At 72.4% G+C, this 15,038-nt stretch carries 17 protein-coding genes; 11 read left to right on the plus strand and 6 right to left on the minus strand.

The genetic code is table 11. The annotated features are described in order from the left end of the window. Positions 1-1,152: a GAF domain-containing sensor histidine kinase gene (locus D0D28_RS04130; RefSeq protein WP_116109782.1), complete on the plus strand. Its 1,152-nt coding sequence runs from the start codon at positions 1-3 to the stop codon at positions 1,150-1,152. Here the strand turns inward: D0D28_RS04130 and D0D28_RS04135 are convergent. Next, a complete protein-coding gene (locus D0D28_RS04135) occupies positions 1,080-1,868 on the minus strand; it encodes a DUF1932 domain-containing protein (protein ID WP_094003500.1) in 789 nt (262 codons plus the stop codon). The two genes, D0D28_RS04130 and D0D28_RS04135, sit on opposite strands and share 73 nt — an antisense overlap. Before the next feature lie 88 nt (positions 1,869-1,956). On the opposite strand from D0D28_RS04135, the gene D0D28_RS04140 reads away from it, so the two are divergent. The 5 genes from D0D28_RS04140 (at position 1,957) to D0D28_RS04160 (ending at position 6,153) form a co-directional block, all read left to right on the plus strand. Then, positions 1,957-2,601, plus strand: coding sequence for a GntR family transcriptional regulator (locus D0D28_RS04140; protein WP_094003501.1), 645 nt, complete (start codon positions 1,957-1,959; stop codon positions 2,599-2,601). Positions 2,602-2,671: 70 nt separating this feature from the next. Beyond that, positions 2,672-3,595 (plus strand): DUF6282 family protein, encoded by a 924-nt coding sequence (locus D0D28_RS04145; protein ID WP_116109783.1) that lies wholly within the window; start codon positions 2,672-2,674, stop codon positions 3,593-3,595. Then, the gene (locus tag D0D28_RS04150) at positions 3,592-4,350 is read left to right on the plus strand and encodes an ABC transporter ATP-binding protein (RefSeq protein WP_116109784.1); all 759 of its coding nucleotides are present in this window, start codon (positions 3,592-3,594) and stop codon (positions 4,348-4,350) included. Before D0D28_RS04145 ends, D0D28_RS04150 begins: the two co-directional genes overlap by 4 nt. Continuing rightward, positions 4,347-5,168, plus strand: coding sequence for an ABC transporter permease (locus D0D28_RS04155; RefSeq protein WP_094003504.1), 822 nt, complete (start codon positions 4,347-4,349; stop codon positions 5,166-5,168). Before D0D28_RS04150 ends, D0D28_RS04155 begins: the two co-directional genes overlap by 4 nt. Further along, positions 5,161-6,153 carry an ABC transporter substrate-binding protein gene (locus D0D28_RS04160; RefSeq protein ID WP_116109785.1) on the plus strand — a complete coding sequence of 331 codons (993 nt, stop codon included), beginning with the start codon at positions 5,161-5,163 and terminating at the stop codon, positions 6,151-6,153. The genes D0D28_RS04155 and D0D28_RS04160 overlap by 8 nt, the downstream gene beginning before the upstream one ends. Before the next feature lie 149 nt (positions 6,154-6,302). Here D0D28_RS04160 and D0D28_RS04165 read toward each other — a convergent pair whose 3' ends face one another. Next, entirely contained in the window at positions 6,303-6,788 is a 486-nt protein-coding gene (locus D0D28_RS04165; RefSeq protein ID WP_240323088.1) for a MarR family winged helix-turn-helix transcriptional regulator, read from the minus strand. A gap of 44 nt (positions 6,789-6,832) precedes the next feature. Here D0D28_RS04165 and D0D28_RS04170 point away from each other — a divergent pair, with 44 nt between their 5' ends. Next, positions 6,833-7,885 (plus strand): FUSC family protein, encoded by a 1,053-nt coding sequence (locus D0D28_RS04170; RefSeq protein ID WP_116109787.1) that lies wholly within the window; start codon positions 6,833-6,835, stop codon positions 7,883-7,885. A 1-nt stretch (position 7,886) separates the two neighbouring features. Here D0D28_RS04170 and D0D28_RS04175 read toward each other — a convergent pair whose 3' ends face one another. The 4 genes from D0D28_RS04175 to D0D28_RS04195 all read right to left on the minus strand — a co-directional run bounded on the left by D0D28_RS04175 (position 7,887) and on the right by D0D28_RS04195 (position 11,281). Beyond that, positions 7,887-8,513, minus strand: a complete 627-nt coding sequence (locus D0D28_RS04175; protein WP_116109788.1) for a response regulator — start codon at positions 8,511-8,513, stop codon at positions 7,887-7,889. Positions 8,514-8,656: 143 nt separating this feature from the next. Then, on the minus strand, positions 8,657-10,057 hold the full coding sequence (locus tag D0D28_RS04185) for a carboxylesterase/lipase family protein (RefSeq protein WP_205413185.1): 1,401 nt from the start codon (positions 10,055-10,057) through the stop codon (positions 8,657-8,659). A gap of 107 nt (positions 10,058-10,164) precedes the next feature. After that, positions 10,165-10,788, minus strand: coding sequence for an FG-GAP repeat domain-containing protein (locus tag D0D28_RS04190; RefSeq protein ID WP_162830972.1), 624 nt, complete (start codon positions 10,786-10,788; stop codon positions 10,165-10,167). A 175-nt stretch (positions 10,789-10,963) separates the two neighbouring features. After that, positions 10,964-11,281, minus strand: a complete 318-nt coding sequence (locus D0D28_RS04195) for a nucleotide pyrophosphohydrolase (RefSeq protein ID WP_116109791.1) — start codon at positions 11,279-11,281, stop codon at positions 10,964-10,966. Between the two features lie 55 nt (positions 11,282-11,336). On the opposite strand from D0D28_RS04195, the gene D0D28_RS04200 reads away from it, so the two are divergent. The 4 genes from D0D28_RS04200 to D0D28_RS04215 all read left to right on the plus strand — a co-directional run bounded on the left by D0D28_RS04200 (position 11,337) and on the right by D0D28_RS04215 (position 14,995). After that, a complete protein-coding gene (locus tag D0D28_RS04200; RefSeq protein ID WP_094003512.1) occupies positions 11,337-11,684 on the plus strand; it encodes a hypothetical protein in 348 nt (115 codons plus the stop codon). Positions 11,685-11,759: 75 nt separating this feature from the next. After that, positions 11,760-12,803: a hypothetical protein gene (locus tag D0D28_RS04205; protein ID WP_116109792.1), complete on the plus strand. Its 1,044-nt coding sequence runs from the start codon at positions 11,760-11,762 to the stop codon at positions 12,801-12,803. Continuing rightward, positions 12,800-13,963, plus strand: coding sequence for a hypothetical protein (locus D0D28_RS04210; RefSeq protein WP_116109793.1), 1,164 nt, complete (start codon positions 12,800-12,802; stop codon positions 13,961-13,963). The genes D0D28_RS04205 and D0D28_RS04210 overlap by 4 nt, the downstream gene beginning before the upstream one ends. 6 nt (positions 13,964-13,969) lie before the next feature. Next, positions 13,970-14,995 carry a tetratricopeptide repeat protein gene (locus D0D28_RS04215; protein ID WP_116109794.1) on the plus strand — a complete coding sequence of 342 codons (1,026 nt, stop codon included), beginning with the start codon at positions 13,970-13,972 and terminating at the stop codon, positions 14,993-14,995. Positions 14,996-15,038: the final 43 nt, after the last annotated feature.

Below are 15,038 nucleotides of genomic sequence, written 5' to 3' on the forward strand. Positions count from 1 at the left end.
ATGGAACCCACCCTCGCCGCCCCCCCCCTGTCCGCGGCCACGGAGATCACCACCGCCGCCCTGTCCGGCGGCGACCCCGACGCGGTCCTGGACTCGGTCGTGCACCAGGCCGCCGAGCTGGCCGGGGCCGACCTGTGCCTGGTGATGGTCCGCGCGGACGACGGCAAGGTGTCCGTCGAAGCCGCCTACGGCACGCACAACGAGGACCCGCGCGGCGTGGTGCTGCCCGCCGAGTCCGCGGCCGGGCAGGTCGCCCGCGGCGGGGTCACGGTGGTTGCCGACGACATGACCACCGATCCGCGCACGGCCCCGTACGTGCCGGCCGAGCTGCGCCGGTTCGGCCCGTTCGCCGCCGCGCCGTTCGGCTCCGGCGGGCGGGTGCTGGGCGCGCTCGCGGTGTACCGGGAGCGGTCCGGGCGGCCGTTCGACGAAGCCACCGTCGAGGTGCTGACCGCGTTCGCCGCGCAGGTCGGCGTCGTGCTGGCGCTGGCCGCCGCCGCGAACGACCGGCACCGGATCACGCTCTACCAGGAGCGCGAGCGCATCGCCCGCGAGCTGCACGACGTGATCGTGCAGCGGTTGTACGCGGCGGGCATGCAGCTGGACCGGGTGCGCCGCCGGATGCGCAAGCGGTTCGCCTCGACCGACGCGACCCGGCTCGGCGAGGCCATCGACCAGCTCGACCAGACCATCGAGGAGATCCGGCACACCGTGCGCGAGCTGCGGTCCCCGGAGCCCGCGACGGCGGAGAAACCGCCGGCCACCGACCTGGCCGAGTCGGCGCGCGCCGAGGTGCGGATCGCGGGGGAGCTGCTCGGCTTCCCGCCCACGCTGGAGCTGTCCGGCGAGCTGGCCGACATCCCCGCCGAGCGGGCCGACCACATCCGCGCCGCGCTGCGCGAGGCACTGTCCAATGTGGTCCGGCACTCCGGGGCGAGCGAGACCAGGGTGACGCTGGTGCGCGACACCGACGGGGTGAAGCTGCGCGTCCGCGACAACGGCGCCGGCGTGCCGCAGGACGTGCAGACCCGTGGCCTGCGGCACCTGGAGGAACGCGCCCAGCGCGCGGGCGGGAAGTTCTACCTCAACTCCTCGCCGAGCCTGGGCACGCTGGTGGCGTTCGAGCTGCCGCTGGACAAGCGGGCCAGCTGATCGCGGGACGCCGCCGCCACGTCGGCCGCGACCCCCAGTTCGCCCAGCATCTCCGCGGCGGCGGCCATCTCGTCGGTGCGGCGCCTGGCGTGCTTGACGCTGCCGGTCACCAGACGCTCCACCGTGGACTCGTCGGCGCGCGTCAGCTCGTCGACGATCACCCCGCGCAGCCAGTCCTCGACCCCCGCCGCGCGGGCGGCCTCCAGCGCCTCGACCACGGCGGCCGACATGCCCTTGAAGAACACGCTCCGCAGCAGCTTCCGCTCCGCCGCCACCCCCGCCTCGCCGGGCAGCACCTCGACCGACGCGCCGAGCGCGCCCAGCAGCTTCGACACCGCGTCCGCCGCCGGACCGCTGGCGAGCATCGGCACGCGCAGTCCGCGGCCGGGGACGGGGGCCATGATCGCGACGTCGGCGAAGCCGATCCCGGCGTCGGCGGCGATCGCGGCGAGCTCACGCTTCTTGCCGGGGGAGGCGGTGTTCAGGTCGGCCCAGACGCCACTGACCTTCGGCAGGCCGGCCCGCAGCGCGCCGACCGCGGCGGCCGAGCTGTTGACGCTGAGCACCAGGTCCGCGTCCTCGGCGGCGTCGGCTTCGGCGGAGAACTCCGACGGCACCACCGGGTCGTACCCGCGCACCACGGCTCCGGCCGCCCGCAGGTCGCGGGCGAACTCACTGCCCGCCTCCCCGAGACCGAGAACGGCGACAACGGTCATAACGGGCTCCTCCTCGACAACCGACTACCATTCCGAGTAGACGATGTTCACGACAAAATTGTCAACAAACCGAGCGCGGGGAGCGGGCGTGGGAGAGCGGGCCGAAGTCGAGAAGCCGGTGGTGGACGCCATCCGCGAAGCGATCATCCGGGGTGAGTTCGTGCCCAACCAGCGGCTGGTGGAGGCCGACCTGTCCGCGCAGTTCGCCGCGAGCCGCGCCAACGTCCGCATCGCGCTGCTCGAACTCGCCAACGAAGGCCTGGTCGAACGGGTGCAGAACCGCGGCGCGCGGGTGCGGGCCGTGTCGCTGGAGGAGGCCATCGAGATCTCCGAGGTGCGCATGGTGGTGGAGAGCCTGTGTGCGGAGAAGGCCGCCGAGCGCGTCACCGGCGAGGAGATCCGCGAGCTGAAGGCCCTCGGCAAGGCGATGCGCAAGGCCGTCGCGTCCGGGGACGTGATGGGGTACTCGGGGCTGAACCAGGAGCTGCACCGCCGGGTGCGGGAGATCTCCGGTCAGCACACGGCGGGCCAGGTGCTGGAGCGGCTGCGGGCGCAGAGCGTGCGGCACCAGTTCCGGCTGGCCATGCGCCCCGGCCGGCCGTCGGTCTCGCTGCCCGAGCACCTGGCGATCATCGACGCCATCTGCGCCCACGACCCGGCCGCCGCCGCGGCGGCGATCCGGAAGCACCTGAGCAGCGTCATCGAGGCGCTGCGCGAAGCCGAACAGTCCTGAGCCGTACCCTTGACGCTTGCCGCCATAATTGTTAACAATCTTGGCGAGCAAAATGGCGCAAAGGAGCGGCATGGCAGACCACCCGGTACCCACCCAACGTGCCCGAGACCTCGTCCGCGGCGCCTATGACGTGCACATCCACGTCGCGCCGGACGTGATGCGACGGCGGATCGACGACCTGACGCTCGCCGAGCGCTTCGCCGAAGCCGGGCTCGCCGGCTTCGTCCTGAAATCCCACTACCTGCCCACGGCCGAACGCGCCGCGGTCGTCAACCGGGCCCGCCCCGGCATCGACGCCCGCGGCGCGATCACGCTCAACGCCTCGGTCGGCGGCATGAACCCGATCGCGGTCGAGATCGCCGGCCGCGGCGGCGCCACGTTCGTCTGGCTGCCCACCGTGGACAGCGCCAACCAGCGGCAGTGCCAGGCCCGCGAGCCCGAGGGCGCGAAACCGCCGATGTGGGCGCAGGTGCAGGCCGACCTCGCCGCCGCGGGAATGGCCGCGGACCCGGTGGACGTGCTGGACGCCGACGGCAAGGTGCTGGAGAAGACCCGCCAGGTGCTCAGCCTGGTCGCCAAGCACGACATGACGCTCGCGACCGGCCACCTGCACCAGGACGAGTCGGCCGCGGTGATCGACGCCGCGATCGAGGAGGGGGTGCGGCGGATCGTCGTGACCCACCCCGAGTTCACCTCGCAGCGCATCGGCATCGAGCGGCAGCGCGCGCTGGCCGAGAAGGGCGCGCTGCTGGAACGCTGCTTGACCACGCCCTACACCGGCAAGGTGAGCTGGGACGTCTGGCTCGGCAACATCCGCGCGACCGGCCCGGAGCACTCGGTGATCTCCAGCGACCTGGGGCAGCCGTTCAACCCGCCGGTCGAGCACGGCCTCGCCCTGGCCGCGGACCGGTTGCTGGAGTACGGCTTCACCGCGGACGAGGTGCACACGATGATCGTCGTGAACAGCCGCCGCCTGGTGGGGGCGGACGCATGAGCCTCACCGCGGACGCGATCACCAAGCAGTTCGTCAAGGACGACTCGGCTGTGGTCGCGCTCCGCGAGTTCAGCCTCGACATCGAGCCGGGCAGCTTCGTGACCCTGCTCGGCCGCAGCGGGTGCGGCAAGTCCACACTGCTCAACCTGCTCGCCGGGCTGACCGAACCGAGCACCGGCGAGATCCGGTACCACGACCGCAGGCTCACCGGGCCGGACACGAGCATCGGCTACCTGACCCAGCACGACACGCTGATGCCGTGGCGGGACGTGCTGCGCAACGTGGAAATGCCGCTGGAGATCAGGGGAGTGGACGCGCACACGCGCCGGGAGACCGCGCTCGACCTGGTGCGGCGCGTCGGCCTGAGCGGGTTCGAGAAGCACTACCCGCGTGAGCTGTCCGGCGGCATGCGGCGCCGCGCGAGCCTGGCGCGGATGCTGGCAGGCGCGCCGGAAACCCTGCTGATGGACGAGCCGTTCGGCGCGCTCGACGCGCAGCTGCGCACCGAACTGCAGGAGGAGCTGCTGCGGCTGTGGCAGGGCAGCGGCCAGACCGTCGTGTTCGTGACGCACGACATCGAGGAGGCGCTGCTGCTCGGCGACCGGGTCGTCGTGCTCGGCTCGCTCGGCACGATCCTGCTCGACCGCCCGATCACCCTCGCCCGCCCCCGCTCGGCCGACGACCTGCGGGTGGATCCGGAGTTCGTGGCGCTGCACCGGGAACTCGCCGGAGCCCTGAAGGAGGCCGTCGCATGACCCTCACCGCAACCGGGCCCGTGCGGGTCAGCGTGGACCGCACCTGGTGGCAGCGCAACGGCACCACGACCACGGTGTGGGCGCTGCGCGTCGCGTTGCTGGCCGCGTTCCTGGTGCTGTGGCAGATCGCCGCGGACCGCTGGATCGACAGCACGTTCACCAGCAAGCCCAGCGACATCGTCCGGCGGCTCGGCGAGTGGAGCGCCGACGGGACACTGTGGACGAACACCTGGATCACCGTGCAGGAGATCGTCTACGGGTTCCTGCTCGGCGCGGTGACGGGCGCGATCGCCGGGTTCGTGCTGGCGTCGCTGAACCTGCTCTACCGCGTGCTCGACCCGTTCATGATGGCGCTGTACTCGATCCCGAAGGTCGCGCTCGCGCCGCTGTTCATCGTGTGGTTCGGCATCGGGATGCACATGAAGGTGCTGCTCGCCGCGGCGACGGTGTTCTTCCTGGTGTTCCTCAACACCGCGGCCGGCGTGCGCGAGGTCGACCGCGGGCTGGTCGACGCGGTGCGCCTGATGGGTGGCAACCGGCGGGACATCGCACGCAAGGTCGTGCTGCCGGCGTCGATGACCGGGGTGCTCACCGGGCTCAAGGTGGCGATCCCGTACGCGTTGATCGGGGCGGTGATCGGGGAGCTGGTTGCGTCCAACCGCGGGCTGGGTTACCTGATCAACGACGCGGCGGCGCAGTTCGACACCGCCGGGGTGTTCGCCACGCTGGTCGTGCTGAGCGTCGTGGCGGGGCTGCTCAACGTCCTGGTCGGGCTGATCGGCCGTCGCGTCAACCGCTGGAAGCCGATCGATGGGTGACCGGCGGACGTTCCTGAAAGCGCTTGCCGCGAGCCCGCTGCTGCTGGCGGGGGCGTGCGCGACGCGTGAGTCGACCACACCCTCCGGCGTGCTCAACGTCGGCCAGATCAGCGATTCGGCGGCGTTCTTCCCGCTGTTCATCGCGGAGAAGCGCGGCTACTTCGCGGCCGAAGGCCTGACTCTGGGCGAGCGCCCCCGGCTGAGCACCGGCGCGAAGGTGGCGGCGGCGCTCAAGTCGGGCAGCATCGACCTCGGCGCCGGGGTCATCACGGACGCGTTCAACCTGGCCAAGATCGACGACGGCACGCGGATCGTGACGAGCCTGGTGACCGAGTACTACGTGGACATCGTGGTGCCGCCGTCGTTCCCGGAGGCGGGGTCGCTGGAGGAGAAGATCCGCGCGCTGGTGGGGAAGAACATCGGCATCACCGGGCCGGGCAGCGGCACCGAGGCGCTGGTGAAGTACCTGTTCGGCAGCATCGGCCGCAACGCCGAAACCGACGCGACGCTGGTGAACCTGGGCAGCGCCGCGACGTCCGCGATCGGTGCCCTCAAGTCGAACCGGGTGGACGCGCTGGCGTTCTTCCAGCCGATCGGGCAGCAGGCGGAGGCGGCCGGCGCCGGGCGCATCCACATCTCGCCGGCGGCCGGGGACGTGCCGAGCCTGACGGGAGCGTTGCACGGCTGCGTGTTCAGCACCCGGAAGCTGCTGGCCCGCAAGAAGGACGAGTTCGCCGCGTTCCAGCGGGCGATGGGACGGGCGCTGGCCGACGTGCACGGCGACCCGGCCGGCGCTCGCGAGCTGCTCGGGCAGTACCTGAAGTCGACGGATCCGGCGGCGCTGGACGCGTTGCTGCCCATCCTGCGGCACGAGATCCCGGTGTCCCCGGACGTCCAGCAGACCTCGTACGACACCGCGCGGAAGTTCCACCTGGACAGCGGACTGGTGAAGACGGCCCCGGACTACGGCGCCGTGTTGCTCTAACACCCACGCGCGAGTCCCACGCTCGGGCGCGCGAGTCCCACGTTCGGGGGCGCGAGTTCCACGCTCCCGCGCGCGAGTTCCACGCTCGGGCGCGCGAGTTCCACGCTCAGCGGCCGCGTCCGGTGCGCCGCTGAGCGGAGGGCGCGTCCTCAGCCGACGCCTTCGACGGTCTCCAGCATCACCTTCAGCAGCCCGGCCAGCTCCGCCTGCCGCTCCGGTGCCAGGTTCGCCAGCGCGACCTTCTCGCCTTCGAGGTGTTCGGGCAGCAGCCGGTCGATCAGCTCCACGCCGCGCTCGGTCAGCCGGACCTGCACCACGCGCCGGTCGCGTTCGCTCGCCGTCCGGGACACCAGGCCGAGCCGTTCCAGCCGGTCCAGCCGCTTGGTGATCGCGGCACCGGAGGACAGCATCTCGCGGCTGATCTGGCCGGGGTTGAGCACCTCGTTGCGCCGCAACGCGCACAGCACGTCGAACTCGGCGCGGTTCAGGTCGTTGGCCAGCAGGAGGTCGTCGGTCGCGCGGCGGATCAGCGAGGCCAGCCGCAGCACCCGGCCGACGACGGCCATCCCGGACGTGTCGAGGCCGGGGTGCACGTCCTGCCACTGCTGCCGCACTCTGTCGACGAGATCACTCACCGCTGAGCTCCTTCGCACGCAAATCGTTCGTTAGTATTTTACTCGTGAATTATTTCGGTCGCCACGACCTCTTCCGCGCGCTCTCGCCGCGCGGCTGGTGGCACCTGCGCCCGGCCGACCGGGCCCTGGTGTCCGCGTTACGGGCCATGACCGGGGCGAACATAGTCCTGGTCGCGGTTGTGACCGCAGGGCACACCGAGCTGGCCCCCGCCGCGGCGTTCGGCGGGATGACCGCGGTGCACGCCCGCTTCGAGCCGTATCCGGTGAGGGCCCGGCTGCTCGCCGTGATCGGCGCAGGTCTGACGGCCGCCGTCGGCCTCGGGGGGACGGCGTCGGCGGCCGGCTTGGGCCCGGTGCCGGTCGCGATCATGGTCGCCCTGGTCGCGGCGGCCGCGAAACTGTTCACGGACGGTATCCGGTCGGGGCCGCCCGGCGGGCTCATGTTCGTCTTCGCCGCGGGGACCACGTCGGCCGGGCCGGTGGGCTGGCCGGGCGTCGCCGCACAGGTCAGCCTCGCGGCCGCGGGCGCGCTGGTCGCGTGGGTCGTGGCGGTGTCCGGGTGGCTGTTCTTCGACCACGACGACCGGCCGACCTCGTGGCGCACGGGGCTGCGGGCCGCGCTGGACCGGTCCTCGCCCGAGTGGCCGCGTGCGGTGAAGGTGTTCGCCGGGGTGCTGGCGGCCGGTCTGCTCGCGCACGCGCTCGGCCTCGGGCACCCGTACTGGGCGACGGTCGCGGCGGCCGCCGTGCTGCAGGCCACGCACCTGCAACACACGATGCACCGCTTCGTGCAGCGCGTGTCGGGCACGGTCGTCGGTGTTCTGGTGGCCGCGTTGTTGCTGACGCTCGACCTGCCGCAACCGGTGAAGCTCGCGGTGATCGTGGTCGCGCTGCTCGGCGCGGAGCTGACGGTCATCCGCAACTACGCGCTCGCGATGGTGTTCGTGACGCCGCTGGTGCTGCTGCTCGGCTCGATGGCGGCGCCGGTCGACACGCTGGCCGTCACCGCCGACCGGCTGGTGGACACCGTGCTCGGCGCGGCCGTCGGCCTGGCCGCCGCGCTGGTCCGGCCGGGCCGCGGCTACCAGCTGGCCTGACCTACTTCGAGCGCCGCGCCACCCACGCCACCGCCTGCGTGCGGCGCTGCATGCCCAGTTTGGACAGCACCGACGTGACGTGGTTCTTCACGGTCTTCTCGGCGAGGAACAGGCGCTCGGCGATTTCCCGGTTGGACAGGCCCTCGCCGATCAGCTCCAGCACCGTGCGCTCCCGGTCGGTCAGGCGCGCCAGCTCGTCGTCGGCGGGGTGGCGCAGCTTGTCGAGCACGCGGGCGGTGGTGACCGGGTCGAGCAGCGACCGGCCGGCGGCGACCTCGCGCACGGCGTTGACCACGTCCTGGCCCCGGACCTGTTTCAGCAGGTAGCCGGAGGCGCCGGCCATGATCGCGCCGACCATGGCCTCCTCGTCGTCGAACGCGGTGAGGACCAGGCAATACGGCGGGTTCGACCGCGCCCGCAACTCCCGGCACAGCGCGACGCCGTCACCGTCGCCGAGCCGCACGTCGACGACGGCCACGTCCGGCTCGACGTGCATGGCCACCGCGATGGCCTCGTCGGCGCTACCCGCCTCGGCGACGACCTCGATGTCCGGTTCGTCGCTCAGCATTTCCCGCAGGCCGCGCCGCACGACCTCGTGATCGTCGACGAGCAGCACCTCGATGGCCATACCCCGAGCCTAGTCAGCCGGAGCGGTCTTCGACCGCCTTCGCGATGCGGCGCTGCCGGCTGTAGGAGAGCTTGTCGAAGGCGGCTCGTGCCCTGGCGGCTTCGAGCGCGTCGGCCAGGTCCGGTTGAGCCGGGTCCGGAGCTTCACGCCGCCGCCTCCCAGATCCGTCGCGAACTCGCTATCGGGTCGCTCGTCACCGAGACCGGCACGTCCCAGATGCGGGTGAGCCGGTGGTCCTTGTCGTATTCCGGCCAGCCCGGGTCGCCGGTCGTGGCGAAGGAGACCCACGCCTTGCGGATCTCCTTCGACAACGTGTCCGCTTCCGGCGGGGCCGGGTTGCCCAGCAGCATTTCGGCGAGCGGGCCGGTGAAGTTGCCGAACGTCAGCGGAACGTCGAGCGCGTGGCAGGACCGCAGCATCCCGCCGAACGCGGGCGACGGCCAGGTCAGCTCGTAGCACCAGCTGCGGCCGGGGTGGTTCTGCGCGGACCACAGCGACGGCAGGCGGAAGGTGCGGTCGGACAGGATCAGGACGTGCAGGTCGGCGTCCCACAGGCCGGGGTGGGCGGCCCGGTACTCGGCGATCGCGCCGGCGGGCAGGCCCACGGCGTCGGCGGTGGCGGCCGGGTCGGCGCCGGAGAGGTCCTGGCCGGCGACGAAGAGGGTGAACTCGTCGTGGTTGAAGCCGGCGACGAGGTCGACTTCGGCGCGCAGGTTGCGCCACGGCAGGTCGGTGACCAGCTCACCGTCGACGATGGGGCCGAACGGCGTGATCTCGCCGGGCACCATCTGCACGGCGTGGATGGCTTCGGAGGGCACCTGCGCGAAGCCGTCGAGCGTGGCCGGGACACCGAGGGCCGCCGCGATGCGCTCGGTGGTGCGCCGCACGCGGTTCTCGGAGAGGAACCCCTGCGCGATGCTCTGCCCGATGGCCCGCCGGAAGAGGCCGCGCCCGGCGTCGGAGGCGGTCAGCGCCGCGACGGACGTGCCACCGGCGGACTCGCCGAAGATCGTCACGTTGTCCGGGTCGCCGCCGAAGTTCGCGATGTTGTCCTGGACCCAGCGCAGCGCCGCGAGCTGGTCCAGGAAGGCCCGGTTGGCGGGCGCCCCGGGCAGCCAGCCGAACCCCTCGAGGCCGACGCGGTAGTTGAACGTCACGACGACCACCCCGGCGCGGGCGAGGTTGGCGCCGTCGTACTCGGGCTGCCGCGCGGTGCCGATGAGGTAGGCGCCGCCGTAGATCCAGACCATGACGGGCAGACCGCTGCCACCGGCGTCCGGGGTCCACACGTTGACGCTGAGGAAGTCGTCCCCTTCACCCGGCTGCCAGGCCGACGGCATGCCGGGAAACAGCGACCCCTGCGGCGGCGAGGCCGAAAACCGGTCCGCGGGTCGCGTCCCGTCCCACGGCTCGGGCCCGGTGGGCGCCTGGAACCGCGCGGCACCGGTCAACGGTCCGGCGAACGGAATGCCCTTGAAGGAACTGACCACCCCGTCGGTCACGCCGCGGACGGCCCCGGACCTGGTCTGCACGATGGGATCCACCGGTCGTGGATATCACAGGTTCTGCGACCAAGTCACCCACCGGCGACGCCGTCCTGGTCAGCGGAAGGCGGGCACCGGGGTGCTCGGTGCCCGCCAGGTCGCCACCGTCAGACGCAGGATTCCGGCGTGGTGCGCAGTACCGGATCGTCCTGCGGGGCCGAGGTGATGGTGTAGGTGGTCACCTCGCGGGCGGTCCCGTCGTGGATCTCGTAGAGCACCCGCTGTCCGCTGTAGGTCATGGCGGAGGTGTTGTCGTCCATCAGCGCGGCCAGCGTGATGAGGTCCCGGCCGCCGGAGGAGTTGTCGGCGCATTCGTAGCCGAGCCGGGTCGTGACGCCGCCGCCCTCGTACAGGTACAGCTTCTCACCGTCCGTTGTGGACAGAGTGCGCGGGCCGGTGCCGTCGTGGTCCCAGACGCCGTACCAGAGCGTGTTGGCGCCGGCGGTTTCGAGCACGATCACCTCCTGCCTGCCGTCGCCGTCGATGTCGGTGACGCGCATCGGCGCGGGATCCCCGGGCAGGTCGACGGCTGTCGTCACGCCGCGCACGGTGAACTCCAGCCGCTGCGTGTAGTCGCCGGTCGTGGTGAGTGTCGCCAGGTCCGGCGTGCCGTCGCCGTCGAGGTCGACGGCGGCCCGTTGTGGTTGCGGGGCGGCGGACGCCGCTCCGGAAGCGAGCACCGCCGATGCCAGAGCCGCCGCCAGAACGGCAGCACACCGCAGAGTTCTCATGATCGAAAACCTCCCGTCCGTCGGCCGGGACAGCCATCCCGGCGCCCGAACCGCCCGCCGTCGTGAACGAATGACGAAGTGCGGTCTCTCGAGGTTCACGCTTTCCGGGAGTGGGACGTGCACCGCGAGTGCCATGTGCCATAGCGGGGCAACCTTCCGCCCCACTACGGCGTAACTACTCCGGTGCCGGGAACCGCGACTCGTTGCGGTTCACCTTCGCCTCGGCGGCTTCCAGGAGGTCCACGCCGAGCACGTCGGCCAGCCGGGCGAGGTAGATCGTCACGTCGGCCAGCTCGTCGAGCACCGCGGCGCGCGTGGCCGGGTCCTCGAGCACCGAAGCCGACTCCGCCGGCGTCAGCCACTGGAACAGCGCCGTCAGCTCGCCCACCTCGCCGGACAGGGCCATCACCAGGTTCTTCGGCGTGTGGAATCGTTGCCAGTCCCGGGCGGCGGCGAACTCGGCCAGCCGCCGTTGCAGATCGTCGAGCGTCACAGGGCGCAGTATCCGGTGCCGCACGACCCGATCGGGTTGCGGTATCACTGTGGGTATGTCGCCGATCCCCGAGCTCCAGCAACGCCAGATCGATCGTTGGTGTGAGCGGCGGGTTCCGGCAGGTCAGCGCGACGAGTACACGGTCATGTCCCGCTGGCGCGGGCGCATCGTGACCCTCGTCGAGCGGCGGGCCGGATGGGTGGGCGACGGGCCGGCCGAACGGCCCTTCGCCCAGCTCCGTTACGGCCTCGACGAGATGTGGTCGCTCTACTACCTCGCCGACGCGGGCCGCTGGCGCCCGTACCCGCGCAGCGTTCCGGAGATCTCGCCCGTCCCCCTTCTGGACGACCTCGATCGTGGCGCCGAGACCGGCTACTTCTTCCAGTGGCTCAGCCCCTGCTGATGCTCACGCAGCGTCAGGGAAGACGACGCTGTTGGGTGACGTTCTCCTTCCATCGGGTGCGGCAGGATTGTCCGCATGACCTCGGCCCCGGATCTGCGTGCCTATCTGCGCACTCTCGATGCGGAGACGCTGGCCGAACTCCTCCTCGAACAGGCCGATCGTGACCCGCGGTTACGACACGAGCTGGAGCTGCGGGCGGTCGCGCACGGCAAGGTGGGCCCCGTCCTGGACACGCTGCAACGACTCCTCGACGCGGGCACCCAGGCCGACCTGACCCCGCTGGCCCGCCGGATGGCCGACAGCGACGCCACCGGCGCCGAGCTGCGCCGCGCGATCGGCCTGTACGCCCGCGCCTGCGCGGTCCACCGCCCCGACCCGCGCGAGCTGGCCGACTGGATCCTGGACACCCAGCTCGACCGGCCCGGCTGGCCCGAGATCAACCTCGCCGACTTCGCGCCCGCCCTCGGCGACGAAGGACTCGCGCACCTGAAGGCCGCGCTCACGAAGACCCCGCAGACCGACGCCACCCGCCGCCTGACCGAGCAGCTCGCCGAGGTCACCGGCGACGTCGACGCGCTACTGGCGATCCTGTCCGCCCAGCCGCCCACCCCGGCCACCGCGTTGCGCATCGTCCGCCTGCTGCGCTCCGCCGGCCGCCACGGTGAGGCCATCGCGCACGCCGCCCGCACCGTCGTGCACCCGCGCGAGGGCGTGCTCGCCCTGCGCCGGGCCGAGTTCCGCCGCCACCCGTCCCCGGACACCTACCGCGCCCTGCGCGCCGCCGCCGAGGAACTCGGCCGCTGGCCCGAAGAGCGCACCCAGGCGCTGGCCCGGCTCGCCGACCGCGATCCGGCCGCGGCGATCCCGGTCTACCGCCTGCACGTCGAGGAACTCATCGAGCTCAAGGACCCGGGCGGCTACCGCGAGGCGGCCCATCTGCTGCGCGAGCTGCGCGCCCTGCACAAGCGCGCGGACCGGGTGCCGGAGTTCGGCGAGTACCTGGCCGGCCTGGTCGAGACCCACAAGCGCAAGACCCGCCTCCTCGTCGAGGTCCGCAACGCCCGCATCGCCGTGCCGAAGGTGGTGTCCGGCCGGAAAGCTGCCACCATGGGCGCATGAGCCCGGTCAGCCGGAAGCGCAAGCCCGCCAAGAAGAAGCCCGGCGTCTCCGACGAGCGCCGCCAGCTGCTCAAGACCGTGCTCGCCGACGCCGAGGACGCGCTGGCCGAGCGCGACCCGATCGAGGTCGAGCTGATGGCGTCGACGATCCTCGGCGACCTGTGGCACCCCTCAGACGAAGGTCGCGACGTCGTGCTCCCGCTGATCGACGACGCCGCGCGCCGGCCGAGCCCGGCCGCCCGCGCGCTGCTGCGGATGCTGCAGCACCTGGCGCTGACCGACGAGCAGCGCACCCGCGCCGGGGCGGCGGCCGAGACGTTCTCCGCCATGCCCGAACCGCCGTGGGACCTGGGCGACCTCACCGTCACCGAGTGCTGGCAGCAGGCCGACGTGTTCGGCGACGGCGCCACCCTGGTCCTGCGCGGGGACCGGTCCGGGCACGTCCACGGGCTGGTCGCCGAGGTCGAGCTCAGCGGCGGCGGACTGGGCGACGTCTACCTCACCGACCAGGTGGACGACCTGGTGGACAGCATGCGCGCGAGCGAGGAGGCCAGCGAGGTCCTGGTGACCGAGCGGATCCCGCTGCCGCGGGCGCGCCGCATCCTCGAAGACGCGGTCGCGGTCAACGACAGCGCCGCGGCCCTGCTGCCGGACGTGATCGCCGAGGACCCGCTCACCCCGCTGCGCGCACTGCTGGCCGCCCGGCTGCGGGCCATGCCGCCCGCCGATCCGCCGGTGGAGCCGCCCACGTTCACCGAGGCCGAGCGGGACGAGCTGGTGCGCGCCTTCCTCGCCGAGGCCGACGGCGTCCGCGACGACCGCTGGTTCACCGATTGCGTCCGGTTCCTCGTGGACTACGGCTGCGACGACGACTTCGGCCGCCCGCTGCGGGTCGGGCCGGGCAAGTTCGACCTCCTGCTGGAGGACGTGCTGGACGCCGAAGGCTTCCCGGCGGAGTTCCTGGAGACCCTGCCGGAGGTCCTGCCGCCGTGGGGCCGCTGGGCCGGCGAGCGGTCCGGGCTGCGCCCCGCCGCGATCGAGCGGCTGCTGGAGGAGCTGGACGAGATCACCGAGGAGTTCCGCGACCTGCTCGCCGAGGAGGACGCGGATTTCGATCATGAAACGGGCGGTGCCGCGCCGATCGCGCTGCGACGCGAGTAGGCCAGGATGTGCGGGGTGACGGATCTCCGCGCCTACCTGTCCTCCCTCGACACCGAGACGCTGGCCGGGCTGCTCCACGACCAGGCCGAACGCGATCCGGAGCTGCGGCGGTCCCTCGAACTGCGAGCCGGGACGCCGGAGCCCGCGGCGGAGAACACGAAGATCGGCCCGGTGCTGGACACCGTGCAGCGGCTGCTCGACTCCGGCACGCGCGCCGACGTCGCCCCGCTGGCCCGGCGCACCGTCGAGCGCATCAGCCGCGACGAGGGCGACGGCGCCGAGCTGCGCCGCGCACTGGGCCTCTACGCGCGGGCCTGCGCGGCCCGGCCGCCGGACCCGGTCGAGCTGGCCGACTGGCTGGCCGGGGTCGCCTTCGACGGGCGGGCCGAGATCGACCTGGCCGAGTTCGCCGGCCCGCTCGGCGAGACCGGGCTGGCCCAGCTGCGGTCCCACGTGGACCGGGCCCGCCCCGACCGGGCCAAGCGGCCGGTCGCCGAGCGCCTGCACGAGCAGCTCGTGGAGATCTCCGGCGACGTCGACGGGCTGGTCGCGATCCTGTCGACGCAGCTGCCGCGGATGGAGGCGAGCCTGCGCATCGTCCGTGTCCTGCGCGCCGCCGGCCGCACGAGCGAGGCGATCACCTACGCGGCGCGGGCGCTCAAGCAGGACCCGGCGGACGCCGAGCTGGCCGACGACGTGCTGAGCCTGCGCCGCGCGGAGTTCGACCGCGAGCCGACGCCGGAGCACGCGGAGGCGTTGATCGAGGCACTGGTGGCGGCCGGGCGTCAGGAGGAGGCGGCCGGGCTGCTGGCGGTCCACCGCGAGCACGTCGAGTCGCTGATCGGCGGCCGGACCGTCGAGCACTACCGCGAGGCCGCCCGTGCCCTGCGCCGCCTGCGCGCGCTCTACCGCACCGTCGGCCGCCCGGCGGACTTCGCGCCCTACCTCGCCGAGCTGGTCGGACGGCACAAGCGCAAGGTCCGGTTGATCACCGAAATCCGGAACGCCCGGATCGCGCTGCCCACGGACTGAGACGCCGGTCCCGCGCGTGAGCCGGGGTGCCGCTGGTGCGACT

Source organism: Amycolatopsis ruanii, from assembly GCF_003385175.1.
GTDB classification, from domain to species: domain Bacteria; phylum Actinomycetota; class Actinomycetes; order Mycobacteriales; family Pseudonocardiaceae; genus Amycolatopsis_E; species Amycolatopsis_E thermalba.